At 57.1% G+C, this 16274-nt stretch carries 10 protein-coding genes and 3 tRNA genes; 6 read left to right on the top strand and 7 right to left on the bottom strand.

What is annotated here, in order from left to right; translation table 11 throughout:
- The first annotated feature begins 29 nt into the window (after positions 1–29).
- The gene (locus BJ985_RS01940; RefSeq protein WP_179386431.1) at positions 30–1028 is read left to right on the top strand and encodes an NUDIX hydrolase; all 999 of its coding nucleotides are present in this window, start codon (positions 30–32) and stop codon (positions 1026–1028) included.
- Between the two features lie 104 nt (positions 1029–1132).
- On the opposite strand, the gene BJ985_RS01935 is transcribed toward BJ985_RS01940, so the two are convergent.
- From BJ985_RS01935 to leuC, 3 genes are all read right to left on the bottom strand, one after another.
- Complete coding sequence (locus BJ985_RS01935) at positions 1133–2044, bottom strand: hypothetical protein (RefSeq protein ID WP_179386430.1); 912 nt, start codon at positions 2042–2044, stop codon at positions 1133–1135.
- 201 nt (positions 2045–2245) lie between these two features.
- The gene (gene leuD / locus BJ985_RS01930; RefSeq protein ID WP_179386429.1) at positions 2246–2836 is read right to left on the bottom strand and encodes a 3-isopropylmalate dehydratase small subunit; all 591 of its coding nucleotides are present in this window, start codon (positions 2834–2836) and stop codon (positions 2246–2248) included.
- Positions 2837–2857: 21 nt separating this feature from the next.
- On the bottom strand, positions 2858–4279 hold the full coding sequence (leuC, locus tag BJ985_RS01925) for a 3-isopropylmalate dehydratase large subunit (RefSeq protein ID WP_179386428.1): 1422 nt from the start codon (positions 4277–4279) through the stop codon (positions 2858–2860).
- A 52-nt stretch (positions 4280–4331) separates the two neighbouring features.
- On the opposite strand from leuC, the gene BJ985_RS01920 reads away from it, so the two are divergent.
- The 4 genes from BJ985_RS01920 (at position 4332) to BJ985_RS01905 (ending at position 10571) form a co-directional block, all read left to right on the top strand.
- Positions 4332–5015: an IclR family transcriptional regulator gene (locus BJ985_RS01920; protein WP_179386427.1), complete on the top strand. Its 684-nt coding sequence runs from the start codon at positions 4332–4334 to the stop codon at positions 5013–5015.
- A 184-nt stretch (positions 5016–5199) separates the two neighbouring features.
- Entirely contained in the window at positions 5200–5493 is a 294-nt protein-coding gene (locus BJ985_RS11685) for a hypothetical protein (protein WP_234447205.1), read from the top strand.
- 215 nt (positions 5494–5708) lie between these two features.
- On the top strand, positions 5709–8360 hold the full coding sequence (locus BJ985_RS01910) for a YhgE/Pip domain-containing protein (RefSeq protein WP_049358505.1): 2652 nt from the start codon (positions 5709–5711) through the stop codon (positions 8358–8360).
- Positions 8361–8363: 3 nt separating this feature from the next.
- Positions 8364–10571 carry a YhgE/Pip domain-containing protein gene (locus BJ985_RS01905; protein WP_049358506.1) on the top strand — a complete coding sequence of 736 codons (2208 nt, stop codon included), beginning with the start codon at positions 8364–8366 and terminating at the stop codon, positions 10569–10571.
- A gap of 425 nt (positions 10572–10996) precedes the next feature.
- Here the strand turns inward: BJ985_RS01905 and BJ985_RS01900 are convergent.
- The 4 genes from BJ985_RS01900 to gltX form a co-directional block, all read right to left on the bottom strand.
- Positions 10997–11072 (bottom strand) — tRNA-Glu (locus BJ985_RS01900).
- 653 nt (positions 11073–11725) lie between these two features.
- Positions 11726–11798, bottom strand: a tRNA-Glu gene (locus BJ985_RS01895).
- 39 nt (positions 11799–11837) lie between these two features.
- Positions 11838–11909, bottom strand: a tRNA-Gln gene (locus tag BJ985_RS01890).
- Between the two features lie 238 nt (positions 11910–12147).
- A complete protein-coding gene (gene gltX, locus BJ985_RS01885) occupies positions 12148–13641 on the bottom strand; it encodes a glutamate--tRNA ligase (protein WP_179387558.1) in 1494 nt (497 codons plus the stop codon).
- A 232-nt stretch (positions 13642–13873) separates the two neighbouring features.
- On the opposite strand from gltX, the gene BJ985_RS11675 reads away from it, so the two are divergent.
- The gene (locus BJ985_RS11675) at positions 13874–16252 is read left to right on the top strand and encodes a choice-of-anchor M domain-containing protein (protein ID WP_179386425.1); all 2379 of its coding nucleotides are present in this window, start codon (positions 13874–13876) and stop codon (positions 16250–16252) included.
- Positions 16253–16274: the final 22 nt, after the last annotated feature.

Raw genomic sequence — 16274 nt, 5'->3', positions numbered from 1 at the left:
TCTGTGGAAAGGCCCCGTGGAGGCAGACGATGCCCAATATTAAAAAGATGCACGAAACCGACAAGGATCAGCAGCACGAGGAGTTTATTTCCGGCCGCCACCAAGAAATCCCGGTGGACCCCGCCAAGGAATTCCACCGCACTACCCTTGCCGCCGGCGCCGTAATCTGGCGCGGATCCCCGCAGGACCCAGAAATCGCGCTCATCCACCGCCCCCATTACGATGATTGGTCCCTGCCCAAGGGCAAGGTCGATCCCGGCGAATCCCTGCCCACAACCGCAGCCCGGGAAATCCAGGAGGAGACCGGCTTTAGCGTGCGTCTAGGCAAGCTCATCGGCAAGGTAACGTACCCAGTCCAGGGCCGCACTAAGGTGGTCTACTACTGGGTGGCCAAGTACCTGGGCGGAACTTATTCCGCCAATAGTGAAACCGATGAGCTACGGTGGCTGCCCATCGACGAAGCGCAAGACCTTTTGTCCTACGACGTTGATACCGCGGTAGTGGCCAAGGCGGCTAAGCGCCTACGCATCGCGCCCGCTACCCGCGTGCTTTATGTGCGCCACGCACGCGCGCATGACAGGGTGAGCTGGCAAGGCGATGACAACCTGCGCCCACTGGATAAAAAGGGCCGCCGCCAAGCAGAGATGCTGGTGCCGATGCTGAGTGCCTTCCACCCCACCGCGATTTACTCGGCCTTGCCCCAGCGCTGCCAGCAGACGGCTGCCCCGCTCGCCGACGAACTAGGCAAGGACATTTCCATCAACAAAAACTTTGGCGACGAGGCCTGGGAGAACGACCCAGAAGCGGCCAAGAAAGCCTTCCACCGCGTGGTCAACGAAGGCGGGGTGCCCGTCATCGTCAGCCAAGGCGCCACCATTCCTGGCATCATTGAAGACCTCGCCCCAAAGTTCCTGAAAAAGCCGGTGGACAAGCTGAAGTTTAAGAAGGCTTCTGTGTGGGTCTTGTCTTTCAACAATGGCGAGCTCACCGGTGCCGATTACCTGGCTAGCCCACTGCCGGTGCGCTAGTTTTCTGGTTCCTCGCCGACCAACAATTAAGGCCCTGCCTTCCATCTCATGCGGTGGACGAGCAGGGCCTTATTTGCGCAACTATCGTGCGGCTGCGGGGTTTTCTAACCGCGCAAGCCGAGCGTGCGACGGACGAAGAGGACCAAAATGAGGGTGTTCAGTGCTGGGTACACAAACATGCCGACTAGGGTAAAGCTCAACACTGCGTACAGGACGGCACTCAGGACGACTACCAAGATGGTCACTCCGACATTCTTCTTCGCTACCTCGATGGAAGCCCCAAAGGTCTCGCCAACGGATAGCTCAGGACGTACGGCCTTAACAGCCGGCATCCAAGTAAAGAAGAAGGCGGCGAAGAGTCCCGGAATAATCAGGAGAACGAAGCCCAGGGAAATAACCAGCCACGAAAGCACATTCACCGCCATGAGACCGGCGACATTTTTAAAGCTCAGAAAGTCCTTTATCTCCAGCAACCCGGTATCAACCTGTTTATTAGCAGCCTTGTACCAGGTGCTAATGGACCAAATAAACACTAGGAACATGGCGATAATAGCTAAGAACATTACCGCAATTAACCCACCAGTAAGTGCGGCATCGGAACCCGAGCCACTATTGGCTAGGGCATCAATGGATGTACCGCTGCCTGCTAGGACGAGGGTCAACAGCAAATAGAGAATGGAGACAATTACGATCTGCACCAGTGGACCGAAAATCCACTGCGCCCAACCGCGGCCGAAGTAGCGGAAGCTATCCGCGATGACCTGAATGGCGTCTACGTCGCGCCCAAACAGGGAATCGTCTCCCGGATACGGGCTTCCGGCATATCCGGGTTGGCCGTATTGCTGCTGTCCATACTGTTGCTGGCCAAACTGCTGTTGACCAAAGTGCTGTTGGCCGTAGCCAGGCTGACCATTCGCATCGTGCCCATGAGAAGCAGACTCATTGCCGGCTCCGGGATACTCTGCCCCGTTGTTTCCTGAATTGAAGGCATCATTATTCGAATAGGGATTGCTCATAAGTCTAAAGCTAGGGGGATACTTTGTTGCAGGAAACTGGAGCAAGCAATTGTTACCTATACGTTACGGAGTTGTACCCCCACCTCTACCCCAAGGCGGAAGCTTGAGGTTCACGTATGAACGCACGGCGCCCCTACAGCCGCTTCGCGTAGCAGGACTGTAGGGGCGCTGCTGGCCCACCGATTTCAAGCGGTTTTTCTGTTATTGAGCGTGAACAGCGGGCTTGAAACTGGGGCGACGCGATTCGTATGCAGCAATTGCCTCTTCATTGCGGAGGGTAATGCCGATGTCATCCAGGCCTTCCATCAACCGCCAACGGGTGTAGTCATCAATATCGAAGCGGTAGGCATTTTCTCCCACCGTGACCGTTCGCGCCTCCAGGTCCACGGTGACCTGAGTTTCTCCCGCTTCCAGTTGCTTCCAGATGAGCTCAATATCTTCTTGCTCCATCAATCCAGTAAGCAGTCCAGACTTTCCAGCGTTGCCGCGGAAAATATCTGCAAAGCGGGAAGAAAACACGGCGCGGAAGCCGTATTCACTCAACGCCCACACTGCGTGCTCCCGGGAGGAGCCGGTGCCAAAATCACTGCCTGCAAAAAGCACTGAGCCATCCTTGAATTGCGCCTGGTTGAGCACAAAGTGGTCATCGGAGCGCCAATTTGAAAATAGGCCTTCTGAAAAGCCGGTACGCTTGACCGACTTCAAGTAACGCGCGGGGATGATTTGATCGGTATCCACATTGGAAGCGCGCAGGGGCACGCCCGTTCCCGTATGGGTAATAAACTTCTCCATTGTCAATGCCTTTCTTAGCGCTTAATCCAGGTCTGCAGGGCTAGACAGGTAACCGGTCACAGCAGTCGCGGCAGCCACCTGCGGGGAGACAAGGTGCGTGCGCCCACCAGGACCTTGACGGCCCTCGAAATTGCGGTTGGAGGTGGAGGCGGAGCGCTCGCCCGGAGCCAATTGATCTGGGTTCATGCCCAAGCACATCGAGCAGCCGGCGGTACGCCACTCCGCACCGAACTGTCGGAAGACTTCGTCGAGGCCTTCCTCCTCCGCTTGGGCCTTGACCAGGGTGGAGGACGGCACGACCATCATCCGCGTATCGGCAGCGATGGTGCGTCCCTTCACCACGTCGGCCGCAGCACGCAGGTCTTCGATGCGGGCATTGGTACAGGACCCGACGAAGACGATATCGATCTTGATATCACGCAGTGGAGTACCTGGCTGCAGGTCCATATACTGCAATGCCTTTGCCACAGTGGCCTTTTCATTATCGTCACCACAGTCTTCCGGATCTGGGACCTTCTCCCCTAACGGAAGGCCCTGCCCAGGATTGGTTCCCCACGTAACAAATGGGGTCAGCGAGGAGCCATCAATTTCCACAACGGTATCGAATTCCGCGCCCTCATCGGTGGGAAGCGTCTTCCAATACTCAACCGCAGCATCCCAGTCTGCTCCCGTGGGGGCGAACTCGCGCCCCTTGACATACTCGAAGGTCGTCTCATCGGGAGCGACCATGCCAGCGCGGGCCCCTGCCTCAATAGACATATTGCACATCGTCATGCGCGCCTCCATGGACATCTTGCGAATGGCCTCACCGCGGTATTCAATGATGTGGCCCTGCCCGCCACCGGTACCGATTTTGGCGATAATGGCCAAGATGAGGTCCTTGGCAGATACCCCCTCTTGCAGCTCGCCAGTCACCTCAATAGCCATGGCTTTAAATGGCTTCAAAGAAAGCGTCTGCGTGGCCATGACATGTTCTACCTCAGAGGTGCCAATACCCATGGCAATTGAACCAAAGGCGCCGTGCGTGGAGGTATGCGAGTCGCCACACACGATTGTCATACCCGGCTGGGTAATCCCCAGCTGCGGGCCAACCGTGTGCACAATGCCCTGCTGAACATCACCCATAGAGTGCAAACGCACTCCAAATTCTTCGCAATTCTTGCGCAAGGTCGATACCTGGGTGCGTGAAACCTCATCCTTGATTTCCAAGAGGTTGCCGGACTTGATGCCTTGCGTGGGAACGTTATGGTCCTCGGTGGCCAAGTGCAGCTCAGGGTGACGCAACGTGCGGCCGGCCAGCCGCAAGCCATCAAATGCCTGCGGACTGGTAACTTCATGTAGTAGCTGAAAGTCAATAAAGATGAGGTCTGGCGCCCCAGCATCGCCCTGTTGGACGACGTGATCGCGCCACACTTTTTCTGCCAATGTCAGCTTCTGGTTCATAAACGTCTCTCCACACTTGAAATCTCATAAGTTGGAACGTAGATTTCATTGTATGGGAGAGTATAGCGCAGTTTCCGGAATCAAGGTGTTGGATCGAGCAATGGCCATTATGATGGCCGCCGCCAACCACCCCTCCACCCTCAATGAATTATGCGAAACCACAGGACTACCTCGGGCGACAGCACACCGTTTAGCAACCGCGCTCGAAGCGCACCGCATCCTCGTTCGCACCCCCGATGGAAAGTGGAAGGCCGACCCTGCCCTCCCCGGCAACCGCGATCATCTCCTCGAGGCAGCCGGGCCAATCATGGAGAAACTGCGCGAAGACACCGGAGAATCCATCCAGCTCTACGAGGTCACCGGAAATACCCGTACCTGCATTGCCACCAGGGAGCCGGAATCCGGCCTCCACAACGTCGTACCAGTCGGGCGCCAGCTACCGCTTAGCTCCGGCTCTGCCGCGCGCATCATTGCCGCATATGTAGACATCAATATCGAAGATGCCTCGTTTACCCAAGAAGACATTGAGGCGGCCAGAAACCAAGGTTACTCCGAGTCTATTGAGGAACGCGAAGCCGGCTTAGCCTCCATCTCCGCGCCGGTTTTCGATGGTTCCGGCACCTTCCTCGCAGTATTGTCGATTTCCGGATCTGCCGAGCGCTTCCAACCTTCCCCGGCCCAGAAATACGCCCACATGCTCACTTCCGCCGCACGCGAATTGAGCAACCGCCTCTAAGGCCCTCCCTAGCTTTACGACGCCCGCTTCCACCTAGCCCCAGGGAGGCGGGCCCTTTTTATTTCCAAACCGGAAAAATTAGAGAAACACACCCACACCTATTGAAACCGAAATGAAAATACGGTTTAATGAAAACACACTGAAAACGACGGGGAACGTCCCCTACCAGAGAGGATCAGGCATCATGACCCACACCACCCACGAAGACCATACCCACACCCACGGCGCTGACTGCGGCCACGTTTCCTTCCCGCACGGTGACCACACCGACTACCTCCACGAGGGCCACATTCACCGTGAGCATGATGGCCACTGGGATGAGTGCGAGACCACCGAGCACGTTGAAGCCGAGGCACACGCCGACCACACCCATGGTGAAGGCTGCGGCCACGTAGCAATCCCTCACGGCGACCACGTGGACTACCTGCACGACGGCCACCGCCACGCCGCCCACGGCGATCACTACGACGAGCACTAAGCGCCTATCGGGGCCCAGCCCCACGTGCTTGCCGCCTAGGTCCCTTGAACTGAGGACCCAGGCGGCTTTTTCTATGCCCACCCTACTGCTGAAATCGTCCCCGAAATTCACACCAGAAACATATCTGCAAGCTCGACGGGACGCGCTCTCTCATTTCTGTTAAAACTGACAGTCAGGCTATTAGTTCTTTCCGGTTGGGTGTTACGATTTTTCGAGTGATTACTAGTTGGAAGATTTTTCTTCAAGATTTTGTCCGCTTGTGGCGGACCCCGCAGGTCTGGGTGATCCTCATTGGTTTGATGATCACCCCAGCCCTGTATTCCTGGGTAAACATCTCCGGTTTCTGGGACCCATACGGAAACACAGAACACCTCAAGGTCGCCGTAGTTAATGAGGACAAAGGCGCATCCTCGGAAATGACTGGCCACTTAGACGTCGGCGGGCAGATGATTGACAAGCTGCATGACAATGACGAGCTGGGCTGGCAGTTCATGGACAGGCAGGAAGCCGAAGACGCCGTTAAGAAGGGTGACGTCTTCGCCTCGGTGATTGTCCCCGAAGACTTTTCGGCAGATTTCGTGAGCCTTTTTAAAGGTACCTATTCTCAGCCCACGCTGGAATATCACGTCAATGAGAAGCTCAACGCCATTGCACCGAAGATTACTGATACTGGCGCTTCGACACTAGACACCACCATCAGCTCGACCTTCAATGAGCAGGTAGCGGATTCGGTGGCTACGGAGCTAAAGAACTCCGGTGGCGATTTGAGCCAGAAGATTAACAGTACCGCAAGCAAGACCGCGGATTCTTTTTCAGAGACCGCAGATACGGTAGCTAACTCCCGCAGCCAACTTGCTGACGTGCATTCCACCATCGAGGATGCGCGCCCAACTATCGCGCAAGCCCGCAAGTCTTTGGGCACGGTGCAAAAGACCATCGACGATGCCCAGACCGCCTTGGATGAGCTGAACGCTATAACCGCAGAGGTCCAGCGGGAAGTCACTTCTTTCTCGGACGATGCCACCGCCGCCTATGTAGAAGGCACGACCGCCATGGCGGACGGCACCGCCTCCGCCAATGCCACCGTAGGCTCGGTCTCCGGCAAGCTGCGCGGCGCACTCAACCGCGTAGGTGCCGCATCTGCGGGCGCGTCAGGAATCGTCGGTGAAGCTGACCGGGCAATCGATCAGCTCGATAAGCTTGCGTCTTCACCAGCCCTGCCCCCACAGGTTTCCCAACAGATTAAGGATCAGGTAGGAGACCTCCGCAAACGCAATGATCAAAATAAGGCCGTTCTCGGTGACTTAGATACTCTCAACGGCGATACGAACGACACCATCGATTCGCTCAATAAGACCACGGGCATGCTGGAAGAGATGGCTGCCCAAACGCGCGATGATTCCCACGCGCTGCGCGATAATGTAGCCGAAGGCCTACCCAAGCTCAACGCTGCGCTTTCCGACGTCACTGCTACCACCGGCAAGCTTTCCGCCTCGCTCGAAAGCCAGCAGGCACTGGTCGGGCAAACCGATGGGCTCTTGGGGGGCGTCGACGAGCAGCTAAGCCAGGCCCAGCAAGTAGTTGAGCGTTTTTCTGTGGACCTCGACGGCATTGAGGAGGGGCTTCGTGCCTCCCGCAGCGACGTGATTGCGCTGAGCAATACTGCCAATAACAATTCCATCCTGCAGTCTGTCAAGGGCCTTAACACCGATGAGGTGTCTTCCTTCCTTGCCTCCCCTGCGGAGATGGAAAGCCACGCCGTATTCCCTGTAAAGCACTATGGTTCCGGCATGTCCTCGCTCTTTATCAACCTCACGCTGTGGATCGGCGCGTTCATGCTGCTCATCATCTTCCGTGCTGAGGTAGACCCGCAGGGCCGCAAGGACCTCACCATTACCAAGGCTTACCTTGCCCGCTTCCTTTTGCTTTCCTTCTTTGCCATTGCCCAGGCACTCATCGTGTCCATCGGCAACCTGGCCATTGGTGTTGAACATGCCAATGCATTGGCCTACGTCGCTACCGCGGTTATCGTGGGCCTGTGCTACCTGAGCATTACCTATAGCTTGGTTTCTACGTTTGGACACGTAGGCCGCGGCATCGCGGTGGTCTTCGCCTTCATCCAGATTCCGGGCGCATCCGGCCTCTACCCCATTGAGATGACGCCGGACTTCTTCCGCGCGGTGCATCCATTCCTGCCCTTTACCTACGGCATCGATGCCATGCGCGAGACCGTCGGTGGTTTCTACGGCAACCACTATGCGCGCGACCTTGCCGCGCTCATCGGCATGGCCGCGATCGCTTACCTCATCGGTACTGTGATGCGCCGCGGCCTGTCCAACGTCAACATGCTGGTCAATGACGAACTGCATAAGGGCGGTCTCGTTATCAATGAGCAGGTCCACCTGGTCGGCAGCCGGTACCGCTTTACCGACCTCCTCTATGCCTTGAATGACCGCGAGGCGTACCAACAAAGCTTGGAGGATAAGTGGAGCATGGCCCGCAGGAATTACTCCCAGCTGATGAAAATTACCGTCGCGGTAGGCCTAGCGTTAGTCGTCGCTTTGGGCATCTACTCACGCATTAACCCTGAAGAAAAGGCCATCATCTTCGGCCTGGCCTGCCTGGTGACGCTCATTTCGGTGGGCGTTATCTGCTCCCTTGAGTACGTCAAGCAGAGCATCGCGCACGATAGCCGCCTGGCGGATCTCAGTGATGAGGAAATCCAGGAGCACCTCGAGCACCGACAGGAACACCCAAACCGCTACCTCCTAGAGGACTTAGACGAGGAATCCACATTTTCTAATGCCAGCGAGACCAAGGAAATGCCCGCCGTTGATGGCGATGACTCCGGAAAGGGAGGCGAGTAAGTCATGAAAAACATCCTGACCATTCTCCGCGATGACCTCCACGCCATTCGCACCAATGTAATGACCGCGGTCATCATCTTTGGCCTTGCCATCATCCCGTTGCTTTTCACTTCCTTCAACGTGTTGGCCAGCTGGGATCCCTTTTCTAATACCGACCAACTCAAGATCGCTGTGGCCAGCGAGGATGAAGGCCACGAAAGCGACCTCGCCTCCCTGAAACTGAATTTGGGCGATAAGGTGCTCTCACAGCTCAGCCGAAATCAAGATATCGATTGGGTCATTACTGATAGCGCCGATGCCGTCGAAGGAACGAAGTCTGGCGAATACTATGCCGGCATTGTTCTGCCCAAGGACTTCAGCGCGGATTTGCTCACGTTTTATGTAGAAGGAACCGAGCCAAGCAAGCTCAACCTCTATACCAATGAGAAGAAGAATGCGCTGTCTACCATCATCACGCAAAAGAGTGCGGACGGCGTCATCCAGAAAATCAACGAGTCCTTCACCCGCGTGGTATCCAATGTCGGCCTTGGCGTCGTCTCGGATTTTGATAAATACCTTAATGAGGACGATACCCAGACTGCACTCAATAACCTGCACAACCGCGTCAATAACGTCAGCACTCGCCTCGATGCTGCGGCTGGCACCGTAGGTGCACTAAGCAATCTGGTCGACTCCACCCTGCCGCTTACGCAGGCTGCGGACAATATCCTCGCCGAGGCTGGCCGCCAGGCTACGGAGACCGACAATGCCCAAGGCGAAAACCCCATCGACGTTCTGCGCTCTACCCTCAATGACTCGGCTGGTTCGCTTGATGCTTCCTTGGCGGCTACAACGCAAAGCTACGATGCACTCTCTGCTCAGGTCGATGAGTTGCTCAATAATGCAAGCACCACCAGCGCACAAACGGCGCAGACGTACCGCACCGCAGCTGAGCGTGTGGACGAGCAGACAAAGGCCTTTGAGGGAGTTCGCGCTTCCATCAAGGACCAAGCCGATAAGGTAGCTCTACCAGCTCCAGTCGCGGGTGGATATAAGGCGATGATGGGCCAGATTGATGCCTCCATTGCGCAGAGCAACGCACTGCATGATTCATTGGCATCTACCGCCGCTGACCTTGAGCAAGGCCGTGGCACGTCCCAAGACTCCCGCCAGCGCACCAAGGATGCCATCGCCAATGCCAAGCAGGCTGCTGAAAAGGCACGCAATTCCTATAACGAGAACCTCAAGCCGCAGCTAGATCAGCTCAACCAGAGCGTCTCGGTGGTCGCGGACGATATTGATGCTGTCAAGCAGGACATCGCAGGCATTCGCTCCTCGGTCTCTCAGGATGACGGGTCGCCACAGCAAAGCCTGGCGCGCGTCCGCGATACCACCGCCGGCCTTGCCAGCACCCTGCGGGAGCAAAGCGGCCGTTTTGCTGACATGGGCCGCAAGATCGACGAGGCGCGCCGTGGCGGCGATTTAGACAAGCTAGCGGATATCGTCGGCAACGATCCAGAACTGCTTGCCTCTCGCATCGCCGCTCCCGTGGCTGTAGACCGCCAGCCGGTCTACCCTGTCGCTGCCTTTGGCGTGGGTATGACGCCGTTCTACCTCGCCTTGTCCCTATGGGTAGGCGCCCTTCTGGCATGCGTGCTGGTGCATACCAACGCCGAGCGTAAATACTTGCGCAAGGACGAAAACGGAAAGTACGACGAGAGCGAATTCACCCGTGGTCAAGCGTTCTTCGGCCGCTTTGCCACACTCGGCCTGGTCGGCCTCGCGCAGGCCACCTTGGTGGTCCTCAGCCTCATCTTCTTTGTCCAGATCGAGCCCGCGCACCCATTCATGCTCATGTTCGCCGCATGGATAGTCTCGCTGGTGTTTATGTTGATCATCTATTCACTTGTCATCACACTCGATAGTGCCGGCAAGGCCTTGGCGGTGTTGTTGCTCGTGATACAAGTCTCTGGCTCCGGCGGCGCCTACCCGCTACCCTTGCTGCCTGAGTGGTTCCAGAACGTGAGCCCGTGGCTGCCAGCGACCTACGCCATTGATGCTTTCCGCAGCGCCATTGCGGGCATCTATCACGGTGACATTTGGCGCGAGTTGGGCATGCTACTGCTGTTTACCATCCCGGCACTCATCGTCGGCCTCATTCTCCGCCGCGCAATGGATGCCTATCACAAGCGCCTCAAGAAGGCGATTAAGAAGACGAAGGTCATGGCGTAGCCGCGCTTGGCGACGTCTCCCCTTCCGCCCTTCCTACACCTCCCACCAAGCCCTTTTTCACGGCTTGGTGGGCTTCTTTCATGGTTCGGGTCCCACGCTAGTGCCCCAAGGACCTAGAAGGGGCAGAGAAAGCCGCATATGCATCCACTAAAGGGACTCGGATACCCTTCCTATCGCTAGGTCTAGCTCCTTCTTAAGAGATTCGCTCGAACGCGGCTATCGAGCACGAAACCACTTACGGCCCACCTGAGCCCCTACTAAAAGACCGCTACGGGAGTCTGCGTCCCAGTTTACTTCGGCTCCCAAACCGTCCCGAGGGCAGGACGGTTAGCCCTTGGACGTCGAGGCCTCCCCTACATGCCGCTAAACCGCACAGGTTTTGAATAAAGAAAAAGCTGCGAGCCATCTGGCTCGCAGCTTTCCGTTGGTACCCCGTACGGGATTTGAACCCGTGTTACCGGCGTGAGAGGCCGGCGTCCTAGGCCGCTAGACGAACGGGGCGCGTTCGCAGCAATCGCACACTGTGCGTTGCGGACTTGTTAAGAGTAAACGATGGGTTAATTCAGCACAAATCGCACGGTCAAGGACGGTTTTGAGGGAAGGCGAAGGAAAACGCAAAAATTCCCGAGCCCGGTACTGCAGTGAGGGTTCTTCGTGGCCGAGGTGCGGATCGAATCAGTGGTTATTCCGCAAGCAATCTGTGGATAGTCCGTGGCCGAGAACGCTGTGCTAGTAGGACTCGGGATGGCGCTGTGCGTCGAAGTGCATATGCTGCAGGCTCCTATACTTCGTACAAACGTTGGTGGGAAGGAAGTTGTGGATTATAGCGTTACTACCTGGCTGTGCTTTCGGGCTGTGCGCCTTGGCTGTGGTGCGTTTCGCTTTCTGTCACCCGCTCTCCTTTCTGTTTGTTTTCTGCTGTACTTGCAGTCTATGCCTACGCATGCAGGACAGGAAGGGTTTTGCACAACTTCGCGGTGGTCTTAGCCCTGGTCTCATTGGCAGCAGGCTGCGGCCTGCGCAGATAAGGCTAATGGTCTGGGGGTAGGTTATAACCAGTTTTGCTCGCGTCGTGGTCGGAACCCAGACTGACGCTGGAAAAGACATTGCCCCGGATATGAAAAATCCTCCAGCCTTTGGGCTGGAGGTCTTTGTACCCCGTACGGGATTTGAACCCGTGTTACCGGCGTGAGAGGCCGGCGTCCTAGGCCGCTAGACGAACGGGGCTTAGAACTAGTGAGCCTGCCGTTTAAAGCATTTTCACTGCTGGCCTACCAGGACTCGAACCTAGAATGGCGGTACCAGAAACCGCTGTGTTGCCAATTACACCATAGGCCATTTGCTAACTTGCGCTGGAAGCTTACCGCCTTTCGGCTGTTCTCCCTTGCTCGCTGCAACGTGTAATAACTATAATGATCATCGCGTAAACTGCCAAATCGCCAGCGCACGACCCATTTTCAGGCCAGTAGAAGGTTAATAAAAATGCGGCGAATGACAGCGCTGTAGTTCAGCTGCCATTCGCCGCATCGAAGGGCGGGATTAGACATCTATCGCCGCCTCACGGGAGGCACTCCCCCTACTGTGCCGCCGGCACGTAGGGAGTCACTTCACGGGCCGCACGAAGGCGGGCCAGGGTGGACTCCTTGCCCAGCAGCTCCATGGACTCAAAGAGCGGCGGGGAAACCTGGGCGCCGGAAATGGCTACACGCAGTGCTCCGTAGGCCTTACGAGGCTTCAGCTCGAGGTCTTCAATAAGGGCCTTAGATAGTGCCACCTCGATATTCTCGGTCTTCCACTCCGCAACGCCCTCGAGGGTCTCGATACCCACCTCGAGCGGCTGAATGGCCTCTTCCTTGAGGTTCTTCTTCGCTGCCTTCTCATCAAGCTTTAGGTCGGCATCCGGGGTCACCAAAAAGCTCATGAGGCCATAGGCATCAGACAGGGTCTTGATGCGGGTTTGTACAAGGTCAGCGGCGAAGGCGAACTTCTCGCCGTCATAGTCGGCCGGGAAGTCCGTGTACTCGGTCAAGTAGTTACGCAGACGGAAGGCAAACTCTTCTGGGTCCAGCTGGCGGATGTGGTCCGCGTTGATGGCCTCGAGCTTCTTCTGATCAAAGCGTGCGGGGTTACCCAGCACGTCGTGGACGTCGAAGTTTTCTACCAAGTCATCCATGCTAAAGATGTCCTGGTCCGCGGACAGGGACCAACCCAGCAGGGACAGGTAATTGAGCATGCCCTCAGGGATAATGCCGTTATCGCGGTGATTAAACAGGTTGGACTGCGGGTCGCGCTTAGACAGCTTCTTATTGCCCTCGCCCATCACGAAGGGTAGGTGGCCAAACTCTGGGGTAAACTCGGCGATGCCGATCTTCTGCAGGGCGTCGTAAAGCGCGAGCTGACGCGGAGTAGAAGAAAGTAGGTCCTCACCGCGCAGCACGTGGGTGATGCGCATCAGGGCGTCATCAACCGGGTTAACCAGGGTGTAGAGGGGCGCACCATTGGAGCGAGCTACTACATAGTCCGGCTGGGTCTCAGACTTGAAGGTCATCTCGCCACGCACCAGGTCGGTCCAGGTCCAATCCTGCTCCGGCATGCGCAGGCGCCAGACAGGCTTGCGGCCCTCCGCCTCAAAAGCGTCGATCTGCTCCTGAGTGAGGTCACGGTCATAGTTGTCATAGCCCAGCTTCGGGTCACGGCCAGCAGCCTTGTGGCGCTCCTCTACCTCTTCAGCCGTGGAGTATGCCGGGTAGACAAATCCGCCGTCGATAAGCTTGTCTAGGACCTCTTTGTAGATGTCCATGCGCTGGGACTGACGGTAAGGCTCGTGCGGGCCACCGACATCGATGCCTTCATCCCAGCCCAACCCAAGCCAGGTCAGGGAATCAATGATGGCCTGGTAGGACTCTTCAGAGTCACGGGCGGCATCGGTGTCCTCGATGCGGAATACCAGCTTGCCGCCGGTATGGCGGGCGTAGGCCCAGTTGAATAGTGCGGTGCGCACCATGCCTACGTGCGGTGTGCCGGTTGGGGACGGACAGAATCTAACGCGTACTTCAGTCATGCCCACCATCGTAGTGGAGGCGCCGATTCCAGTCCGCACCAGCCCAAGCGCCCCTGAATCCTGCCCGGCGCGCAGCGGCTTGCAGTCTATTCCTACACGCAAATTGGGGTAATTGGAAACGGGTTTCACTACAAAGCTACTGGTCGGTGAAATCGGTTTCCATTACGGCTAGCAGGTTATGGGATTCATTTTCTATAGTTTCTGGTGAACTTGTGAGAACTGTAGAAAGGCCTCCCCAACAGTGGCTTCCCCACGCATCCGCTTCCTTGCCGCGCTCAGCACGCTAGCGCTTATCACGCCCGCCACGGCCGTCGCCGGCCCCGATGATGGCAAGCACATTGCCACCGATACCCATGTTGACTCCCCTAAGTCTTTCTGGGAGAACAACGACTTCGTGCTGAAGTCTGAATTTGGCGGCCAGGAACCACCGATCTCTGACACCGTCGCCTGGGTGGGCAGGGGCTACAGCGCTATGGACGGCCACAATCAGTACCTCTATACGCTGCCGAAAAATGGCACTCAGGACTATATTGGGGCGCCCGGCACCACGTACTACACCGCACCGCACCAAGTGTCCGGCAATACTTCACCCATCTGGTTGGGCTTTGGCGCCGATACCTCCCTGCCCACTGACAAATTCCGCGATGGCGTAGCTTTCCTCGACTTGCTGAGCGTTGATGGCCCCGGCGAGGTCGAGCTTTTCACCAATAAAGATGATGAGGACGGAACCCAGCTGCACCGTATGCTCGGCTCCTTCCCTGATTCACCGCATTCGGCCTATCTCGTTGCCGGCACGCACACCCACAACTCCACGCTGTTTACCAAACCTGGCCGTTACCGCCTGACCTACCGCACCAGTGCGCGCGGCAAAGACGGCCAGCTCATCGCCAATGAACCGCAGACCACAACGATTCAAGTAGGCGGCCAGAAGCCCAAGGATGAGAAGACTCCAAGCCTCAAGGAACGCTTTGCCCAGTCCGCGACTGGCGACGCCGCCGCTGCCGGCTACAGCCTGCGCATGGCCCCTAAGCACAATCCCGAAAAAGACGGCGATGACAAGCTCACCACTATTTCCTTCGACGCTAAAAATAAGGCGCAGGGTACCCTGACGCTGCTTATCGACGGCTACTTCCTCACCGACCTCCCCGTTAAGAATGGCCGCGCGCAGTGGGACGAGTACATGGGACCAGATCCGTCCAAGGTCCAGGCCGTATTTACCCCAGAGGGTGATGCCCCGCGCTGGATTTCTAATCCCCTTGACGTCCAGCCTGGCGCGTCCGTCCAGACAGATTCTTCTTCCGCTGCCGAGACGTGGCAGGAAGCCTCCCACCCGCGCCAGCTTGCCCCCACCCAGGAAACCGAGCTGCAGGAGCTGGGCTATACCATCCGGATGCGCAAGCAGGGCAAGGGCGGCACCAAGATTGTGGTCGATACCGACGATAAGAACTTCAACGGCCTTCTCACCGGCGGTCTTTATGATGCCAAGGATTCCAAATACCCCACCGTGGATCTGGAAACCCCTATTACTAACGGGCACGGCGAGGTTTCCTTTGACGAGGGCGAATACTTCACGGGCTCTTATGCAAAGGTCAATCTCTTTCCTCATTCCACCGTGAAAGCTGGGCACGCAAGCAGCGTAATTACCGAGTCCTTTGCCTTCGGCGAAAACTACGAAACCACGGGGCGGTTCTCCACTTCCAATGAGGAACCGGACACCACTCCCGGCAAGGAAGACTCGCCATCGCAAGCGCCGCAGCCTGGCGCAAATGAAGCGGAAGCCGACACTCACCAGTGCAGCGAGAAATACCTACTGGACCGTGGGCACGTGGACATCAAGGCTCAGCCTGCCGAAGGCGGCTTTACTACCGTTCTGCGCGATGACACGGCACAGGTGGATAAGAAGTCTGTCGACCGCAAACTCGATGACGTGGTGCTCGGCGTACACGATAATGCGCTCACCCGGCGCAACGAGAAGCTTGCGGGCAAGGAGTTCGATTTCCTCGGAAAACCCGGTGAGCGCTTCTATCACCTGCCGCAGACACAGAATCAACACATTATCTGGCCGGGTTACAACACTCAGGACTTGGATTATTCCGCGACCAAAGACAATGCCGTCAACCTCAACCTGAAGCCCACCTCCACCCCAGACGGGGCCGAGTGGGGCGCCTTTATCGACGCCTCCCATGGCAAGGGCTTTTCGGTCTTAGCGAACTCCGCGGCCGAGGACTACACCATCGAGACCAACTTTGCGGCCCACACCCACACGCACTGGGCCTTTTCCAAGCCCGGTGTCTATACCTTCGAGGCCACCTATACGGCCACGGGGAAGGACGGCAAGGAACTTAAGTCCGAGCCACAAACTCTGACCTTTGCCGTGGGCGATAAAACCCTAGATTCTTGTTCCTCGCACAAGCCTAACGACTCCGAGGGCGAGCCCCCCAGCGAGAGGCCGACCGATAAGCCGGACGATGCCGCTAAGCCCGAAGAGCCAACGGGATCCTCGTTAAGCCCGTGGAGCTTAGTCCTCCCAGCGGTCCTCGTGGTGGTCTTCAAGGCCTTCTATAACTTCTTCCGCGATAACGAAGACCTCATCCGCCGGCGCTTCGGCCTCAAGTTCTAACCCACCCCAACCCAACTGACTA

Source organism: Corynebacterium tuberculostearicum, assembly GCF_013408445.1.
GTDB classification, from domain to species: Bacteria; Actinomycetota; Actinomycetes; order Mycobacteriales; family Mycobacteriaceae; genus Corynebacterium; species Corynebacterium tuberculostearicum.
The sequence above is the reverse complement of the archived record's forward strand: the minus strand, read 5'-3'. Positions and strand labels throughout refer to the sequence as shown.